Annotated in this window: 14 protein-coding genes; 3 read left to right on the top strand and 11 right to left on the bottom strand. The window is 73.7% G+C overall.

Annotated features, from left to right (window positions below):
* The 5 genes from hutI to hutH are packed head-to-tail and all read right to left on the bottom strand — an operon-like array spanning position 1 to position 7,015.
* Positions 1 to 1,176 carry an imidazolonepropionase gene (gene hutI / locus HQM25_RS14695; protein ID WP_172990905.1) on the bottom strand — a complete coding sequence of 392 codons (1,176 nt, stop codon included), beginning with the start codon at positions 1,174 to 1,176 and terminating at the stop codon, positions 1 to 3.
* Positions 1,173 to 2,534 (bottom strand): formimidoylglutamate deiminase, encoded by a 1,362-nt coding sequence (locus HQM25_RS14700; protein ID WP_367948276.1) that lies wholly within the window; start codon positions 2,532 to 2,534, stop codon positions 1,173 to 1,175. The genes hutI and HQM25_RS14700 overlap by 4 nt, the downstream gene beginning before the upstream one ends.
* Positions 2,531 to 3,748 (bottom strand): allantoate amidohydrolase, encoded by a 1,218-nt coding sequence (locus tag HQM25_RS14705; RefSeq protein WP_254359383.1) that lies wholly within the window; start codon positions 3,746 to 3,748, stop codon positions 2,531 to 2,533. Before HQM25_RS14705 ends, HQM25_RS14700 begins: the two co-directional genes overlap by 4 nt.
* On the bottom strand, positions 3,745 to 5,409 hold the full coding sequence (hutU, locus tag HQM25_RS14710; RefSeq protein WP_172990906.1) for a urocanate hydratase: 1,665 nt from the start codon (positions 5,407 to 5,409) through the stop codon (positions 3,745 to 3,747). Before hutU ends, HQM25_RS14705 begins: the two co-directional genes overlap by 4 nt.
* A gap of 46 nt (positions 5,410 to 5,455) precedes the next feature.
* Positions 5,456 to 7,015: a histidine ammonia-lyase gene (hutH, locus tag HQM25_RS14715; RefSeq protein WP_217275154.1), complete on the bottom strand. Its 1,560-nt coding sequence runs from the start codon at positions 7,013 to 7,015 to the stop codon at positions 5,456 to 5,458.
* A gap of 117 nt (positions 7,016 to 7,132) precedes the next feature.
* Between hutH and HQM25_RS14720 the strand changes: the two genes are divergently transcribed.
* Complete coding sequence (locus HQM25_RS14720) at positions 7,133 to 7,903, top strand: IclR family transcriptional regulator (protein ID WP_172990907.1); 771 nt, start codon at positions 7,133 to 7,135, stop codon at positions 7,901 to 7,903.
* 18 nt (positions 7,904 to 7,921) lie between these two features.
* Here the strand turns inward: HQM25_RS14720 and HQM25_RS14725 are convergent, their stop codons facing one another.
* A complete protein-coding gene (locus HQM25_RS14725) occupies positions 7,922 to 8,359 on the bottom strand; it encodes a DUF6328 family protein (RefSeq protein ID WP_172990908.1) in 438 nt (145 codons plus the stop codon).
* 234 nt (positions 8,360 to 8,593) lie between these two features.
* Here HQM25_RS14725 and HQM25_RS14730 point away from each other — a divergent pair, with 234 nt between their 5' ends.
* Both HQM25_RS14730 and HQM25_RS14735 read left to right on the top strand, forming a co-directional pair.
* Positions 8,594 to 9,823 carry an amidohydrolase family protein gene (locus HQM25_RS14730; RefSeq protein WP_172990909.1) on the top strand — a complete coding sequence of 410 codons (1,230 nt, stop codon included), beginning with the start codon at positions 8,594 to 8,596 and terminating at the stop codon, positions 9,821 to 9,823.
* Positions 9,820 to 11,136, top strand: a complete 1,317-nt coding sequence (locus tag HQM25_RS14735; protein WP_172990910.1) for a glutamine synthetase family protein — start codon at positions 9,820 to 9,822, stop codon at positions 11,134 to 11,136. Before HQM25_RS14730 ends, HQM25_RS14735 begins: the two co-directional genes overlap by 4 nt.
* A 43-nt stretch (positions 11,137 to 11,179) precedes the next feature.
* Here HQM25_RS14735 and HQM25_RS14740 read toward each other — a convergent pair whose 3' ends face one another.
* Genes HQM25_RS14740 through HQM25_RS14760 form a run of 5 tightly spaced genes read right to left on the bottom strand, consistent with a single transcriptional unit; the run spans position 11,180 to position 16,223 of the window.
* A complete protein-coding gene (locus HQM25_RS14740; protein WP_172990911.1) occupies positions 11,180 to 12,661 on the bottom strand; it encodes an aldehyde dehydrogenase family protein in 1,482 nt (493 codons plus the stop codon).
* Positions 12,658 to 13,809 (bottom strand): M20 family metallopeptidase, encoded by a 1,152-nt coding sequence (locus HQM25_RS14745; RefSeq protein ID WP_172990912.1) that lies wholly within the window; start codon positions 13,807 to 13,809, stop codon positions 12,658 to 12,660. Before HQM25_RS14745 ends, HQM25_RS14740 begins: the two co-directional genes overlap by 4 nt.
* Positions 13,802 to 14,473 (bottom strand): DUF1028 domain-containing protein, encoded by a 672-nt coding sequence (locus tag HQM25_RS14750; protein WP_172990913.1) that lies wholly within the window; start codon positions 14,471 to 14,473, stop codon positions 13,802 to 13,804. Before HQM25_RS14750 ends, HQM25_RS14745 begins: the two co-directional genes overlap by 8 nt.
* A complete protein-coding gene (locus HQM25_RS14755) occupies positions 14,470 to 14,901 on the bottom strand; it encodes a RidA family protein (RefSeq protein ID WP_172990914.1) in 432 nt (143 codons plus the stop codon). The genes HQM25_RS14750 and HQM25_RS14755 overlap by 4 nt, the downstream gene beginning before the upstream one ends.
* Positions 14,898 to 16,223 carry a flavin-containing monooxygenase gene (locus HQM25_RS14760; RefSeq protein ID WP_172990915.1) on the bottom strand — a complete coding sequence of 442 codons (1,326 nt, stop codon included), beginning with the start codon at positions 16,221 to 16,223 and terminating at the stop codon, positions 14,898 to 14,900. The genes HQM25_RS14755 and HQM25_RS14760 overlap by 4 nt, the downstream gene beginning before the upstream one ends.
* Positions 16,224 to 16,339: the final 116 nt, after the last annotated feature.

The raw sequence follows: 16,339 nt of genomic DNA on the forward strand, positions 1-16,339 counted from the left end.
CTAGAGCGCGCCCGGCGGCACCCGCTCCCCCGCGCGCCACACGGCGGCCGTGAGGGGCACGCCGGGTCGGTAGGCCAGGTGGGAGATCGACGGCGCGTCGAGCACCTGGAGGTCGGCGCGGCCGCCGACGCGCAGCATGCCGACCGCGTCGGCCGTGTCGGCGACGCCCAGGGCGATCGCGCCACCCCGGGTCGCGGCCCACACGGCCTCCTCGATCGTGAGGTGCATCTGCAGCACCGCCGTCGCGACGCAGTACGGCATGGAGGTGGTGTAGCTGGTGCCGGGGTTGCAGTTGGTCGCGATGGCGACCGTGGCACCGGCATCCCACAGGCGACGGGCGGGTGCGAGCGGCTCCCGGGTCGACAGATCGCACGCCGGGAGCACGGTGGCGACCGTGTCGGAGGCGGCGAGCGCGTCGATGTCGGCGTCGGTGAGGGCGTTGCAGTGGTCGACGCTCGCCGCGCCCAGTTCGACGGCGAGCGCGACGCCGCTACCGTGGCCGAGCTGATTGCCGTGCACGCGCAGGCCGAGCCCGGCGCGACGCCCGGCCTCGAGCACCTCGCGGGACTGGTCGACGTCGAAGGCGCCGCGCTCGCAGAACACGTCGATGAACTGCACCCAGGGCGCGACCGCGTCGAGCATCGGGCCCGTCACGAGGTCGAGGTAGGTGCGCGCATCGACGCCCTCGGGCACGACGTGCGCGCCGAGGAAGGTGACGACGTCGGCTTCGGCGGCGGCGATGCGCGCCGAGGCCTCCTCCGAGGCGACGTCGAGGCCGTAGCCGGTCTTCGTCTCGATGAAGGTGGTGCCCTGACGCAGCGCCTCGGCGCGCAGGCGGGCGAGGGTGGCGGTCAGCTCGGCTTCAGACGCCGCGCGGGTGGCCCGCACCGTGGTCGCGATGCCCCCGGCCGCATACTTCTGCCCCGCCATGCGCGCCTCGAACTCGGCGGACCGGTCGCCGGCGAACACCATGTGCGTGTGCGAGTCGACCCAGCCTGGCAGCACGGCGCGGCCTTCGAGCGAGACCGACTCATCGGCGGCGGGGGCGTCGGCGGCCTGTCCGATCCAGGCGATGCGGTCGCCCGCGATGATCATCGCGGCATCGCGCAAGCGCGGCTCCCCGGGGGCGTGCGTCGTCAGCTCGCCGATGCCGGTGAGCAGCAGGGTGCGTGTCATGCGGGGTCCTCCGGGCGGGCGAAGTCGGTGAGGGCGTCGGCGAGCAGCCGGGCAGGGTCCTCGGCGCGCTTCCCGGCGGCCGAAGGGGCGAGGATGCCGCGCTCGGCGCGCACGACGCCGCCGACCACCACGCGGGCGACGTCGGCCGCGGTCGCGGCCAGCACGATCTGGGCGGGGTCCGCCCCGGTCGTGCGCACGGAGGCGCGGTCGATCTCGACGAGGTCGGCGGCGCCGCCGACCCGGATGCCGCCGGCACGCCCGAGCGTCGCATATCCGTCGACCGTCAGCGCCGTCGTGAGCTCCGCCGGGCTGAACCGGCCGCGCCGCCCCGATGCGAGCCGCTCCCCGGCCTCCAGCCCGCGCGCCTCCAGAAGCGGGTCGACGACGGCGTTCTGGTCGGAGCCGAGCGCGATCCGGGCGCCGGCGTCGGCGAGCCGCCGCGCCGGTCCGACCCCGTCGCCGAGATCGGCCTCGGTGGTCGGACACATCACGACGGTGACGCCCGCGTCGCCGAGCATCCGCACGTCGTCGTCGGTCAGATGGGTCGCGTGCACAGCGCTCAGTCGCGAGGACAGCGCGCCGGCGCGGGCGAGCACACCGGTGGGGGTGAGGCCATGCGCCCGCAGGCAGTCGTCGTTCTCCTGCGGCTGCTCCGAGAGGTGCACGTGGAGGGGCACATCGCCCGGGAGTCCCCGCACGATCTCGGCGATCGCGTCCGGCGGCACGGCGCGCACGGAGTGGATCGCCGCCCCGAGCATCACGCTCTCCGGCAGCGCGTCGCGCAGCGCGTGCCAGCGGGCGAGCCAGCGCGCGGCGGTGCCGTCGCCGAAGCGGCGCTGGGCGGCCGTCAGCGGCTGTCCGATGCCGCCCGCGAGGTAGCAGGTGTCGAGCAGGGTGAGCCGGATGCCGACGCTGTCGGCGGCGGCGGCGAGGGCGAGCTCCATCGCGTGGGCGGGCGCGTACGGGGTGCCGTCCGGTCGGTGGTGCACGTAGTGGAACTCCCCCACCGCGGTCCACCCGGCCGCGAGCATCTCGCCGAAGACGCCGAGCGCGAGGCGGTGATACGCCTCGGGGTCGAGCCGGCCGGCCGCCGCGTACATCTGCTCGCGCCAGCGCCAGAAGTCGCCGCAGTCGTCGTGGGTGCGGCCGCGCAGCACCCGGTGGAAGGCGTGCGAGTGCGCGTTGCCCGCGCCGGGGATGACCAGGCCGAGCCGCAGATCCCCTGGCTGCGCCGCGGCATCCCTCTCCACCCGCTCGATGCGACCGGCGGCGCCGATCTGCAGCCGCACCCCGTCGACCGCGACGCCGTCGACGAGCGCCGTCTCGCAGTGGATCGCGGTCGTCGCACCGATCGTCACAGCAGTCCTCGCAGCACCTCGGTGAGCGCCACGACGCCCGCGACGCAGTCATCGAGCGTGGCATGCTCCTCGGGCGAATGCGAGACGCCGGTCGGGTTGCGCACGAACAGCATCGCGGTGGGAACGTGCCCGGCGAGCACGCCCGCGTCGTGACCGGCGCCGGTGGGCAGGGCCGGGACACCGCCCAGCGAAGCGGCGAGGCGATCGCGCAGCGCGGGATCGAACACGACCTGCCCGCTCCACGACTCCTCGATCACTCGCGCCTCGCATCCCTCCGCGGCCGCGGCCTCCTGCGCGCGGGCGGTGATCTCGGCAACGAGCGCGCGGGCGTCGCCGTCGAGGTCGCTGCGGGCATCGAGCCACGTCGAGACCCGTGACGGGATCACGTTGGTGCCGCCGGGCACCGCCTCGATGCGACCCACGGTGGCGCGGTCGTCGGCGCGCGCGGCGTCGCGGATCGCGAGGATGCCGCGGGCTGCGGCCACCATCGGGTCGCGGCGGTCGCCCATGCGAGTCGCTCCGGCGTGGTTGCCCTCCCCCGTGAAGTCGATGCGCCACCGGCCGTGGGCGAGGATGCTCGAGGCCACCGCGAGCGGGCCGCCGAGGTCGATGAGCCCGCGCCCCTGCTCGACGTGGAGCTCGATGAACACCCCGATCCGGGCGAGCGCCTCGTCGTCGCGGCCGACCCGGCGGGGGTCGAGTCCGTGCGCGGCCGCCGCCTCGGCGAAGCTGACGCCGTCGGCGTCGGTGAGCGCGCGTGCGCGGTCGGCCGAGATCGCGCCGGTGAGCAGGCGCGATCCCAGGCAGGCGACACCGAAGCGCGACCCCTCCTCCTCGGCGAAGACCACCACGGCGCACGGCCGCGTCGGCCGCACCCCCTCCGCCTGCAGCAACGCGATCGCATCGAGCGCGCTCACCACGCCCAGCGGACCGTCGAACTCGCCGCCGCCGGGGACCGAGTCGAGATGGGAGCCGACGACGACGGCATCCCGCCCCGGCGCGCCCCACCACGCCCAGATGTTGCCGTTGCGGTCGGTTTCGACATCGAGACCCACCGCGGCGGCACGCGCGACGAACCACTCCCGCAGCTCGAGCTCGGGGGCGGCCCAGACGTGCCGCGAGTAGCCGCCGCGGGAGGCGTCGCGCCCGACGTCGACGATCTCATCGAGACCGGCGAGGCGCCCGTGCGCCACGGCGACCGCGGGCGTGGTCACGCGTTCTCCTCCATGGGGATGCGCAGGCCGCGCTCGCGCGCCACCTCGCGGGCGCGCTCGTACCCGGCGTCGGCGTGGCGCATGACACCGGTGCCCGGGTCGTTCACGAGCACCCGCTCGATCTTCTCGGCGGCCAGCGCCGATCCGTCGGCGACCACGACCTGGCCCGCGTGGATCGAACGGCCGATCCCGACCCCGCCGCCGTGGTGCAGCGAGACCCACGTCGCTCCCGAGGCGGTGTTCAGCAGCGCGTTCAGCAGCGGCCAGTCGGCGATCGCGTCGGAGCCGTCGGCCATCGCCTCGGTCTCGCGGTACGGCGAGGCGACCGAGCCGGAGTCGAGGTGATCGCGTCCGATCACGATCGGCGCGGACAGCTCGCCCAAGGCGACCATCTCGTTGAACTTCAGGCCCGCGAGGTGGCGCTCCTTGTAGCCGAGCCAGCAGATGCGCGCGGGCAGGCCCTCGAAGTGCACCTTCTCGGACGCGCCGGCGATCCAGCGGCGGAGCTTCGCGTTCTCGGGGAACAGCTCGAGGATCGCGCGGTCGGTCGCCGCGATGTCGGCCGGATCGCCCGAGAGAGCCACCCAGCGGAACGGGCCGAGGCCCTCGGCGAACAGCGGCCGGATGTAGGCGGGCACGAAGCCCGGGAACTCGAACGCCCGGTCGTAGCCGCCGAGCTTCGCCTCCGCGCGGATCGAGTTGCCGTAGTCGAACACCTCGGCACCGGCATCCTGGAATCCGACCATCGCGGCGACGTGCTTCGCCATCGAGGCGCGCGCGGCGGCGGTGAAGCCCTCCGCGTCGGCGGCGGCGCGGGCGTGCCATTCGTCGACGCCGATGCCCTCTGGCAGGTAGCTGAGCGGGTCGTGCGCGGAGGTCTGGTCGGTCACGATGTCGATCGGGATGCCGCGCTCGAGCAGCTCGGGGAACACCGTCGCCGCGTTGCCCACGAGCCCCACCGACAGCGCGCGGCGTTCCGCCTTCGCGGCGAGCACGCGTTCGAGCGCGTCTTCGAGGTCGTCGGTCATCTCGTCGAGGTAGCCGTGGTCGACGCGGCGCTGCAGGCGGGCGGGATCGACGTCGACGATGAGCACCGCGCCCTCGTTCATGGTCACGGCGAGGGGCTGGGCGCCGCCCATGCCGCCGGCGCCGCCGGTGAGGGTGAGGGTCCCGGCGAGCGTGCCGCCGAAGCGCTTGTCGGCCACGGCCGCGAAGCACTCGTACGTGCCCTGCAGAATGCCCTGTGTGCCGATGTAGATCCACGATCCGGCCGTCATCTGGCCGTACATCGTGAGCCCCTCCTGCTCGAGGCGGCGGAACTCGGGCCAGGTCGCCCAGTCGCCGACGAGGTTCGAGTTCGCGATGAGCACGCGCGGCGCCCACTCGTGGGTGCGGAAGACACCCACCGGCTTGCCCGACTGCACGAGCAGCGTCTCGTCCAGCTCGAGGGTCTCCAGCGTCCGCACGATCGCGTCGTACGCCTCCCAGCTGCGGGCGGCCCGGCCGGTGCCGCCGTACACGACGAGGTCGTCGGGGCGCTCGGCCACCTCGGGGTCGAGGTTGTTCATGAGCATGCGCAGCGGGGCCTCGGTGGCCCAGCCCTTCGCGGTGATCTCAGAGCCGCGCGCGGCGCGGACGGGGCGGGGCAGGTGCTCGGTCATCTCAGGTTCCTTCGGTGCGGCGGTGCAGCGGGGCGGTTCGGCCGGGTCAGGCCAGGGTGTCGATCGCGGACTCGGCGGCGTCGCGCAGTCCGCCCGCGGCGACCTCCTCGACGACCGCCTCGATCTCGGGCGACAGGAAGCGATCGGGGCCGGGGCCGGCGACGCGCGTGCGGATGCGGGCGACCACGGCCGCAGTCGCCGGGGCCGGGGCGAGCGGGGCGCGCAGGTCGAGGGCGCGGGCGGCGGTCATCGCCTCGATCGCCAGCACGCGCGTGAGTCCGTCGATCGCGCGGCGGAGCTTGCGGGCCGCGGCCCACCCCATCGAGACATGATCCTCCTGCATCGCCGACGACGGGATCGAGTCGACCGAGGCGGGAGCGGCCAGGCGCTTGAGCTCGGACACGATGCCCGCCGAGGTGTACTGGGCGATCATGAAGCCGGAGTCCACACCCGCGTCGTGGGCGAGGAACGCCGGCAGGCCGTGGCTGCGGGCCGGGTCGAGCATGCGGTCGGTGCGGCGCTCGGCCATGCTGGCCACGTCGGCCACCGCGATGGCGAGGAAGTCCAGCACGTACGCGACCGGCGCGCCGTGGAAGTTGCCGTTCGACTCGACGCGGTGATCGAGCGTGACGACGGGATTGTCGATGGCGGAGGCCAGCTCGCGGTCGGCGACGACGGTCGCGTGGGCGATCGTGTCGCGTGCGGCGCCGTGCACCTGGGGCGCGCACCGCAGCGAGTAGGCGTCCTGCACGCGCGTGCAGTCCTCGCCGCGGTGGCTGGCGACGACGGCCGATCCCGCCAGCACGCGGAACATGTTGGATGCCGCGGCCCGCTGCCCCACCTGGGGACGCAGCTGCTGCAGGTCGTCGGCGAACACGGCGTCGGTGCCCAGCAGCGCCTCGACGCTCATCGCCGCGGTGATGTCGGCCGTGGTCGCGAGCATCCGGAGGTCATGGAGGGCCAGGGACAGCATCCCGAGCATGCCGTCGGTGCCGTTGACGAGGGCGAGCCCCTCCTTCTCGGCGAGCACCACGGGGGTGATGCCGGCCGCGGCGAGCGCCTCGGCGGCGGGCATCGCGGTGCCGGCCGCATCGCGCACCTCCCCCTCGCCCATGACCGCGAGCGTGCAGTGCGACAGGGGGGCGAGGTCGCCCGAGCAGCCGAGCGACCCGTACTCGCGCACGATCGGGGTGATGCCGGCGTTCAGCAGCGCGGCGTAGGTCTCGGCGGTCTCGAGGCGCACGCCGGTTCGGCCGGTCAGCAGCGTCGACAGCCGCAGCAGCATGAGCGCGCGGACCACCTCGCGCTCGACCTCGCCGCCGGAGCCGGCCGCGTGCGAGCGGATGAGGCTCTGCTGCAGCTGCGTGCGCTTGTCGCTGTCGATGAAGGTCGTCGCGAGGGCGCCGAACCCGGTGGAGATGCCGTAGTGCGCAGCCGGGTCGTTCGCGAGCTCCTCGATCGCGCGCCGACTGGCGAGCACGGCCGCCCGCGCGTCGGCACCGACCTCGACGCGGGCGTCGTGGCGGGCGACGGCGACGACGTCGTCGATCGAGACGGGGCCGATGCCGACGACGACAGAGGTGCGGAGCATGGTGGAGGACTGCATGCTTCCATCACACGCCCTCCCGCCGCCATCGATGGGTCGTCACGGTGGATTTCTGTCTCATATGTGAGACAGTGAGGATCGTGGATGCCGCGCTCGCGGCATCCACTCGGAGAACCCATGAGCGCACCGGCCGCCCACCAGACCCTCGCCATCCTGCGGCACCTCTCGGTGCAGCGCGGGCCGGTCACCGCGGCGAGCATCGCGGCCGCGCTCGGACTGCCCCGGTCGACCGCGTACCGCCTCCTCGGCGTGCTCGAGGAGCACGGGTTCGTACTGCACTTCCCGGAGGCGCGGCGATACGGCATCGGCCTCGCGGCCTTCGAGATGAGCTCGGGATTCTCGCGACAGGAGCCGCTCACTCGGCTCGGCGGTCCCGTGCTCGCCGGGCTCGTCGACCGTCTCGGCGAGAGCGGGCACCTCGCCGTGCTGCACGGGCGCGACGTCATCTACCTGATCGAGGAGCGTGCGCCGCGGCGGCCCTCGTTGGTGTCCGACGTCGGGGTGCGGCTGCCGAGCCACCTCACCGCGAGCGGGCTGGCGATGCTCGCCGACCTGCCGAAGGCCCAGGTGCGGGCGCTCTTCCCCGACGCGACCGCCTTCGCCCAGCGCACGGAGCAGACCGTGGGGAGCTATTCGGCGCTCGCGCGGCGACTCGTGGATGTGCGAGCCCGCGGCCACGCCACCGAGGACGGCGAGGTCACCCCCGGGCTGTCATCGGTCGCCGTCGCGGTGCACGACCACGCCGGGTGGCCGGTGGCGAGCATCGCCGTGACCTTCGACTCCGACGTCGGCGAAGGTGTGGTCGACACGATCGTGGACGGAGTGGGCGCCGCGGCCGCCGACCTCTCCCGGCGGGTGCAGGGGCGCCCGGGCGGCACCCGCGCCTGACCCGTCACGGGCGGGGAGTCACCGATGCCGCCGGCCCCACTTGGGCACCAGCGTCCAGAACACGAGCAGCACGACGACCGCGACGCCCAGCGCGACGAAGCCGGCGACGCGGCTCACGGCCACGTCGAAGATCAGGCTCACCACCCCCGCCGCGAGCAGCGAGACGACGACGAGCAGGGCGACGAGCACTCGGTTGCCCGAGCGCACCAGCTCGGGCTTGCGGTGCCGGCCGAACGCCTGTCGATGCATGATGATCGGGGCGAGCCCGAGCACGGTGGCGCACCCGGCGAGCACGACCAGCACGAGATACAGGCCGACCTCGTACGGCTCGAGCTCGCGGAAGGTCGGCTGGAAGGCGACAGCCAGGAGGAATCCCGTGAGGATCTGGGTGCCGGTCTGCACGGCGCGCAGCTCCTGCAGCACATCGTCCCAGTTGCGATCGGCCTTCTCCTCCACCGACTCCTCGCGGCCGGCACCGCGAACATCCCCGGTCGCCCGTCGCGTCCCCGCCCTCCCGGGGGAGGCGTCGCCGGGCCTCGAGCTCCTTCCACCGGGCATCGCCGCGCTCCTCTCTGCCGCTGTCGCCCAGCAAACCACGGCCGCCCGATGCGCTGAAGAGGCTTGACACGCACCGGCGGTGCACCCTCGCACACCCGGGACACCGCTGCCGCCGTGGGCTACATTGCTCCCATGTCCTCCCTCGAGGCATCCGGGAGCCGGGCGCGGGGTTCGTCGTTCGCGGAGATCCGCGCGCACGTCGACGCGCTCGCGCTCGTCGACCATCACATTCACAGCGTCTTCGCCGGCGCGGTCGACGCCGATCTGTTCGCCTCCGCCCTCGCCGAGACAGCCGCCGTCGCCGGGCCCCGGGTGTTCGACTCGCCGCTGGGGATGGCGGTGCGCCAGCACTGCGCGCCGCTGCTCGGGCTTCCGGCGTTCTGCACCGGCGAGGACTACGTCGCGCAGCGCCGGCGCCTCGGCGAGGATGCCGTCGACCGCACCCTCCTGCGCGCCGCGGGGGTGGAGCGGATGCTGGTCGACGGCGGGTACGCCGGCGACCGGCTCCGCGACGATGCGACGCTCGCCGAGATGGCGGACGCCCGCGTCGAGCGAGTGGTGCGGCTGGAGGCGGTGGCCGAGCAGGTCGTGCGGGGGGCGATGCAACGGCCCGGCGGAGATCTGCTCGAGACCCTGCACCGCGAACTCGAGCGGCAGAGCGCGGGTGCGGTCGGCTTCAAGTCGGTCGCGGCCTATCGCACGGGCCTCGCGCTGCCTCCCGCGCCCCCGCCGCGTACGGAGGTCGCAGCGGCGGCCCACGCCTTCGTCGAGGAGGCGCGGCGGTCCGGGCGGGTGCGGCTGGCCGACCCGGTGCTCATCCATCACCTCCTCTGGTGGGCGGTGGCCGACGGCCGGCCCCTGCAGCTGCACGTCGGCCTGGGCGACCCCGACCTGGTGCTGCGCCGGGCGAACCCGCTGCTGCTGCAGGAGTTCCTGCACGCGACCGCCGCCCTGCCGACCCGGATCATGCTGCTGCACTGCTACCCGTTCCACCGCGACGCCGGAAGCCTGGCGCACATGTATCCGCACGTGTACGTCGACGTGGGCCTTGCGATCACGCACCTGGGCGCGGGTGCGACCGCCGTCGTGCGGGAGTCGATGGAGCTGACCCCGTTCGACCGGCTGCTGTATTCGAGCGACGCCTGGGGGCTGTCCGAGCGGGTGTACCTGGGCGCACGGCTCTGGCGCGACGCCACGGCGACCGTGCTCGCCGAGCGGGTCGCGGACGGCTGGCCTTTGGACGAGGCCCTTCGGCTCGGCGCGATGATCGGCCGCGACAACGCCCGTGCGGCGTACGGGCCGGCATCCCCTCCCTCGCTCCCGCCCCTGCCCGAGCCCCTGCCCGAGGAGGCACGGCGATGACCGAACCCGCCGCAGACCGCTTTCCCCGCGCATCGTTCGTGGTCGGCTCGATCGTCGACTACGCGGGCGTCGCCCGCGCCAAAGCCGTTCCCCGAACGCGGCTCGACGCGTTCGCGACGGCGGGCATGGGAGCCTCGCCGAGCTGGAACGTCTTCTGCGCCGACGATCAGCTCGCCTTCACCCCGGAGATCTCGGTGGTCGGCGACCTGCGGCTGCGCATCGACGAGTCGAACCTGCGCGATGTCGGCGACGGTGTCGTCTGGGCACCGGCCGACGTCTTCGATCAGCACGGCGCTCGCTCCCCGCTGTGCACGCGCGGCATCCTCGAGCGCGCGATCGGCGCCCTCGCCGCCGACGGCATCGTCGCACGGGTGGGGCACGAGCTCGAGTTCGTGCTCGTCGGTGCGACGCCGCCCGGCCCCTGGTCCGCCTACGGCCTCGGGTCGGTGCTCGAGCGCGCGGGGTTCGCGGGCGACCTGCTCGCCGCCGCGCACACGGCGGGGCTGGAGATCGAGCAGCTGCACGCCGAGTACGGACCCGACCAGTTCGAGATCTCGCTGGCGCCCCGCGATCCGCTCGGCGCGGCCGATGACGTCGCGCTTGCGCGTCTGCTCGTCAGCCGGGTCGCCCGCGCGCACGGCCTGCGCGCCTCGTTCTCGCCGGTGCCCTTCGCCGGCGGGGCCGGCAACGGCGCGCATCAGCACCTCTCGCTCGTGCGCGACGGGGTGCCGGTGCTGTCCGGCGGGCCGGGGGTGCACGGTCTGCACCACGACGGGGAGGCGGCGATCGGCGGCATCCTCCACCATCTTCCCGACGTGATGGGCGTGCTGGCCGCGTCGGCACTGTCGGGCCTGCGCCTGCAGCCGGGCATGTGGTCGGGCGCGCACTGCTGCTGGGGGCTGGAGAACCGCGAGGCAGCGGTGCGGCTGTGCGCGGCGACGGCCGGCAATCCGCACGGCGCGAGCATCGAGGTCAAGCCGATCGATCCGTCGGCGAACCCCTACCTGTCGTCGGCCGTGATCCTCGGGATGGCGCTCGACGGCATCCGTCGGCGGCTGCCGCTCGCCGAGGACGTGCCCATGAACCCTGCCGAGCTGTCGGACGAAGCACGGGCGCGGGCGCAGGTGACGCTCCTGCCGACCGACGTGCCCGAGATGCTCGCGCGCCTGCAGGCGTGCGCGGTGGCCCGCGACGTGCTCGGGGATGCCGCCATCGGCGCCCTGGTCTCGGTGCGGTCGGCGGAGCACACCGCCTACGCCGAGAAGGAGCCCGCCGAGGTCGCGGAGCGCCTCCGATTCGCCTGGAGCGCGTGAGGCTCCCCGCCGGTCGGTCGTCGCGACGGATCGGCGACGGCGCTCACCCGTGCTGGAGCCAGGTGGTCTTCCAGTCCGTGTAGTTGTCGAACGCGTGGCGTGACAGGTCGCGGCCGAAGCCCGACTGGCGGAAGCCGCCGAACGGCGTCGTCAGTCCGAGCGCGTCGACCGTGTTGACCGACACGGTGCCGGCGACCAGGCGCTCCGACACGCGGTGCGCGCGCGAGAGGCTCGTGGTCCACAGCGAGGCGGCCAGGCCGTAGTCGGTCGCGTTGGCCAGCGCCACCGCTTCGTCCTCCGTGTCGAACGCGAGCACCGCGACGAGCGGGCCGAACACCTCGTCGCGGTGAAGCTCGTGCTGGGCGGCGAGGCCGGTCACGATCGCGGGACGCAGGTACGCGTCGGATCCGGTGATCGTCACCCGCTCGCCGCCGGCCACGAGCGACCCGTCCCGCGCGGCCAGGTCGATCGCGGCGCCCACGGCGTCGGCGTGGGCTCTGCTGATGAGGCTGCCGTTGCCCGGCGCCCCCGCGAGCGGGTCGCTGGGCTCGTAGGCCTGCGACGCGGCGACGAGGAGCTCGACGAATTCGTCGTGCGCCGATCGCTCGACGAGGATGCGCGAGTTCGCCGAGCAGACCTGCCCCTGGTTGTAGAACGCGCCGAAGGCCGCCTTGGCGGCCGCCGCCTCGAGGTCGGCGTCGGTGAAGATCAGGTTCGAGCTCTTGCCCCCGGCCTCCAGCGCGAGGCGCTTCATGTTCGAGGAGCCGGCGTCGATCATGAGCTGCTTGGCGACCGCGGTCGACCCGGTGAAGGCGAGCACGTCGATGTCGGGATGCCGCGCGATCCGGCCCCCCGTGGTGGATCCCTTCCCCGGCACGACGTTGAGCACGCCCGCGGGGATGCCGGCCTCGAGGGCGAGGTCGGCGAGGCGCAGGGCGGTCAGCGACGTCTCGGTCGCGGGCTTGAGCACGACGCTGTTGCCGGCGGCCAGCGCCGGGGCGAGCTTCCACGCGGCGATCTCGAGCGGGTAGTTCCACGGCACGATCGCGCCGACCACGCCTAGCGGTACGCGGCGCACGAGCGCCGTCGAGCCGGGCGGCGTCGCCGGGATCTCGTCGTAGCGCTTGTCGGCGAGCTCCCCGTACCAGCGGAACGTCTCGGCGGCGCCGGGCACGTCGACCGTGAGGGTCTGCGCGATCGGCTTGCCCGAATCCAGCGTCTCCAGCAGCGCGAGCTCCTCGAGGTCGCGCATGATGAGGTCCGCGAGCCGGATGAGCGCGCGTCCGCGATCGGCGGCGCCGGCCCTGCTCCACCGGCCGCCGTCGAACGCGCGTCGCGCGTGGGCGACGGCGGCGTCGACGTCGTCGACGGTGCCCGCGGCGAGCTGCACGAGAGGGGTGAGGGTTCCGGGGCTGACCGCCGCGATCGTGCCCCCGTCGGAGGCCTCGACCCGGTGTCCGCCGATGACGGCGCGCCCGTCGATGTGCAGTTCGAGGCTGCGCGCCGCCCAGTCGATGGTGGTCATGAGGCGTCCTCCTGGGGGGTCGAGGTGACGACGTCGACCGCGGTCCACGCCATGAGCACGGCCGCATCGAGCATCGCCCGCTCGGCCGCGCCGCCGACGCACGCGGCGGCGAACTCCTTCTGGTGGTTTCCGTACGGCAGCGAGTCGATGCCGATGTACGGGTGGATCGCCGGCACCAGCTGCGACACGTTGCCCATGTCGGTCGACGCGCGGTTCATGCGCCCCGCCACCGCGGGATCGGCGAACACCCGCCCGCGGGCGAGCGCGTTGCGGCGATAGGCCGCGAGCGCGCGCTCGTCGGTGCGGAAGTCGGCGTAGGGAGCGGACTCGGGCGTGATGCTCAGCGTCGCGCCGGTGGCCAGCGCTCCCGCCTCGAAGCAGCGGTTCACGCGCTCCTCGAGCCGGGCGAGCTCCTCGAGCGAGTTCGCCCGCACGTACCAGCGCCCCTCCGTGCGCTCGGGGATCGCGTTGGGCGCGAACCCGCCCAGCGTCTGGATGCCGTGCACCCGCGTGTCTTCCGGGAGCTGCTGGCGCAGCATCCCGATCGCGACCTGCGCGATCACGAACGCGTCGTTCGCGTTGACGCCCTGATCGGGGTACGCCCCGGCGTGGGCCGAGACCCCGTCGTACGCGACGTGGCTGTGCGCGACCGCGAAGGGCCGGGCCTCGGCCACATCGACGGGCGCCGGGTGCACCATCATGGCCAGGTCGAGGTCGGTGAAGGCGCCGGCGTCGATGAGCTCGATCTTGCCGCCCCCGCCCTCCTCCGCCGGCGTGCCGTACACCCGCACGGTGATGCCCAGCTCGTCGGCGATCTTCGCCAGCGCGATGCCCGCGCCCACAGATCCCGCCGCGATGAGGTTGTGGCCGCAGGCGTGTCCGAGCCCGGGGAGGGCGTCGTACTCGGCCATGAGCCCGATCGTGATCGGGCCCGAACCGGCTTCTGCCAGCAGCGCCGTCTCGTAGCCGAGGTAGCGCGGCGTCACGCGGAACCCGGCGTCGGCGAGCGCCTCACCCACCCAGGCCGCGGCGCGATGCTCCTCCCAGGCCGTCTCCGGGTGGGCATGCAGCGTCTCCGAGAGCGTGATCAGGTCGGCGGATGCCGAGAGCACGGCCGCGTCGGCGACGCGCTTGAGCGCCTCACTCATCGCCCGGCACCCCGTACGAGGGCGCGGCGCCGGGGTGGAGCGCCCGGGTGACGTAGTCGTCGCGCTGCGGCATCCACAGGTCGAGCAGTTCGCCTAGCTCGGCGACCGGGTCGCCCTCGGTCCAGTCCACGCGCAGGTCGGTGACGCGCCAGCCGGCGTCCCGCACGACGGCGAGACCCGCAGAGTGCACGGGGCCGGCCTCGCCGCCGGCGTCGGCCGCGGCGCGCATCGCCGCGAGCAGCCGGTGCTCCAGGTCTCCCGTTGCCGCCGCGAACGCATCGACCATGGCCTGCGGGATGCCCTCGCCGGCGAGCATGTTGCCTCCGGCCGCGACGCCGTCGCCGACCGCGGCGCCGAAGATGCCGAGGGCGCGCTCACCGGAGAACGCCGCCGCGCGGCCCTCGTCATCGACGACGAGCAGCTGGCGGAACGCGATGTCGTCGGCCTGGCCGGTGACGGCGTCGAGCGCGGCCTGCGCCGGGACGCCCGCGCGCAGCCGATCGAGCAGGAGCGGGCCGAGCCGCGGGTCGGTGACGTTCTGCGAGTTGACGGCGCCCACGCCGTCGGCGAGGTTCACGCACCGGGCGGCGACCGCCGGCGACGACGAGCAGATGGCGGAGCCGAAGGCGCCCGTCGCGTCGCGGGCGACCAGGGAGAAGGTCACGAGCGGTCCTCGGCGGGGGTGCTGATGACGGCCGTGGCATCGATCTCGACGAGCCACTCGGGGCGGGCGAGCGCGCTGACCACGAGGCCGGTCGACACGGGGAAGACCCCCTTCAGCCACCGACCCATGACGCGGTACACGGGCTCCCGGTAGCGCGGATCGATGAGGTACACGACGACCTTCACGATGTCGTCGAGGGACGACCCGGCCTCTTCGAGGAGCATCGCGATGTTGGCCATCGCCTTCTCGGCCTGCGCCTCGACGTCGCCGATGCCGACCGACTCGCGGGTCTCGAGGTCCTGCCCGATCTGGCCGCGCAGGTACACGACGCCGCCCGCGACGACCGCCTGGCAGAGGTCGTTGTCGAGGTTCTGCTCGGGGTAGGTGTCCTTGGTGTTGAACGGACGGATGCGGGTATGGGTGGTCATGAGCGGACTCCGGATGAGGCGAGCACGGTCTCGCCGGCCGGGTCGGCGGCGAGAGTGGGGGAAGCGGGGGCGGCCGACGCGGGCCGGTACGCGGTATAGCCCTGCTGGATCGCGATCTGGTCGGCGATGTAGCGCGCGTCGTGCCACACGCCCCAGATGAAGCTCGATCCGCGGCGGGACTGCCACGGCAGCCCGAGGAAGTAGAGACCCGGCACGACGGACACGCCGCGGTGATGGCGGGGGCGTCCGCGCTCGTCGAAGGCGTCGAATTCGAGCCACGCGTAGTCGACCGCGAAGCCGGTCGCCCAGATGATCGAGGTGATCCCCGCCGCCGCGAGGTCCAGCTCGAGGATCGGGTCCGTGATGCACGCGGCATCCGGCGCCATCACGCGGGCCTCGGGCTCTTCGGGCAGGTCGAGACCGGTGCGCGCGACATAGGCATCGGCCTCATCGAGCAGCTCGAGGTAGTTGGCGTCGCCATTCGCGATGTTGCGGGCGAGGTCGTCGGCGAACCGCATCGTGCCGTCCTCGTACCCCCCCGCGCGCCCGAGCAGGGTGATCCCCTCGTGCGCGAGGCGGCGGAAGTCGACCGTGTGCCCGCCGCGCGCGCCGCTCACGGCGATCGTGACGTGCTCGGCGCCGGCGCGCGGCGCCGCAGCCTCCCACTGGCCGAGCACGCCGAGCCACCAGCAGAAGTCGCGGCCGCGGTACCGGCGCGGCGGCCGGTCGTGCGGACCGACCGCCAGGAACACGGAGCGGCCCGATCGGCGCAGCTCGTCGGCGATCTGCACGCCCGACGACCCGGCTCCGACCACGAGCACCGCCCCCGCGGGCAGCTGCGCCGGGTTGCGGTAGCCGCTCGAGTGCAGCTGGTGGATGCCGGCGTCCTCCGGCACCACGGTCGGAATGACGGGTCGTTGGAACGGCCCGGTAGCGGCGACGACGTAGCGCGCCTCGATGACACCCGCCGAGGTCTCCGCCACGAATCCCGGGCGCCCGTCGGCGCGGCGCACCGCGGTGACCTCGACGCCCTCGCGCACCGGCGCCGCGATCATGTCGGCGTACGCGGTGAAGTAGTCGGCCACCTCGTCCTTGGTGGCGAAGCCGTCGGCGTCACCCGCGAACGCGAGGCCGGGGAAGCGGTCGTGCCAAGCAGGGCCGTTCGCAACCAGCGAGTCCCACCGGCCGGTGCGCCAGCGCTCGGCGATGCGGTCGCGCTCTACGACGATGTGCGCGATGCCGCGGCCGGTCAGATGCTCGCTCATGGCGATGCCGGCCTGGCCGGCACCGATCACCAGCACGTCGGTCTGTTCGCTCGACATCGCAGCCTCCCTCTCGCCGACGGGATTCGCGTCGGCCATCTCAGGCTAGAAACGCGAAGTACATCTGTACAGATGAGATTCCCGTCGCACTGCATCACCTGAGTTGATACTGTCGT

This window comes from Microbacterium hominis, from assembly GCF_013282805.1.
GTDB lineage: Bacteria > Actinomycetota > Actinomycetes > Actinomycetales > Microbacteriaceae > Microbacterium > Microbacterium hominis_B.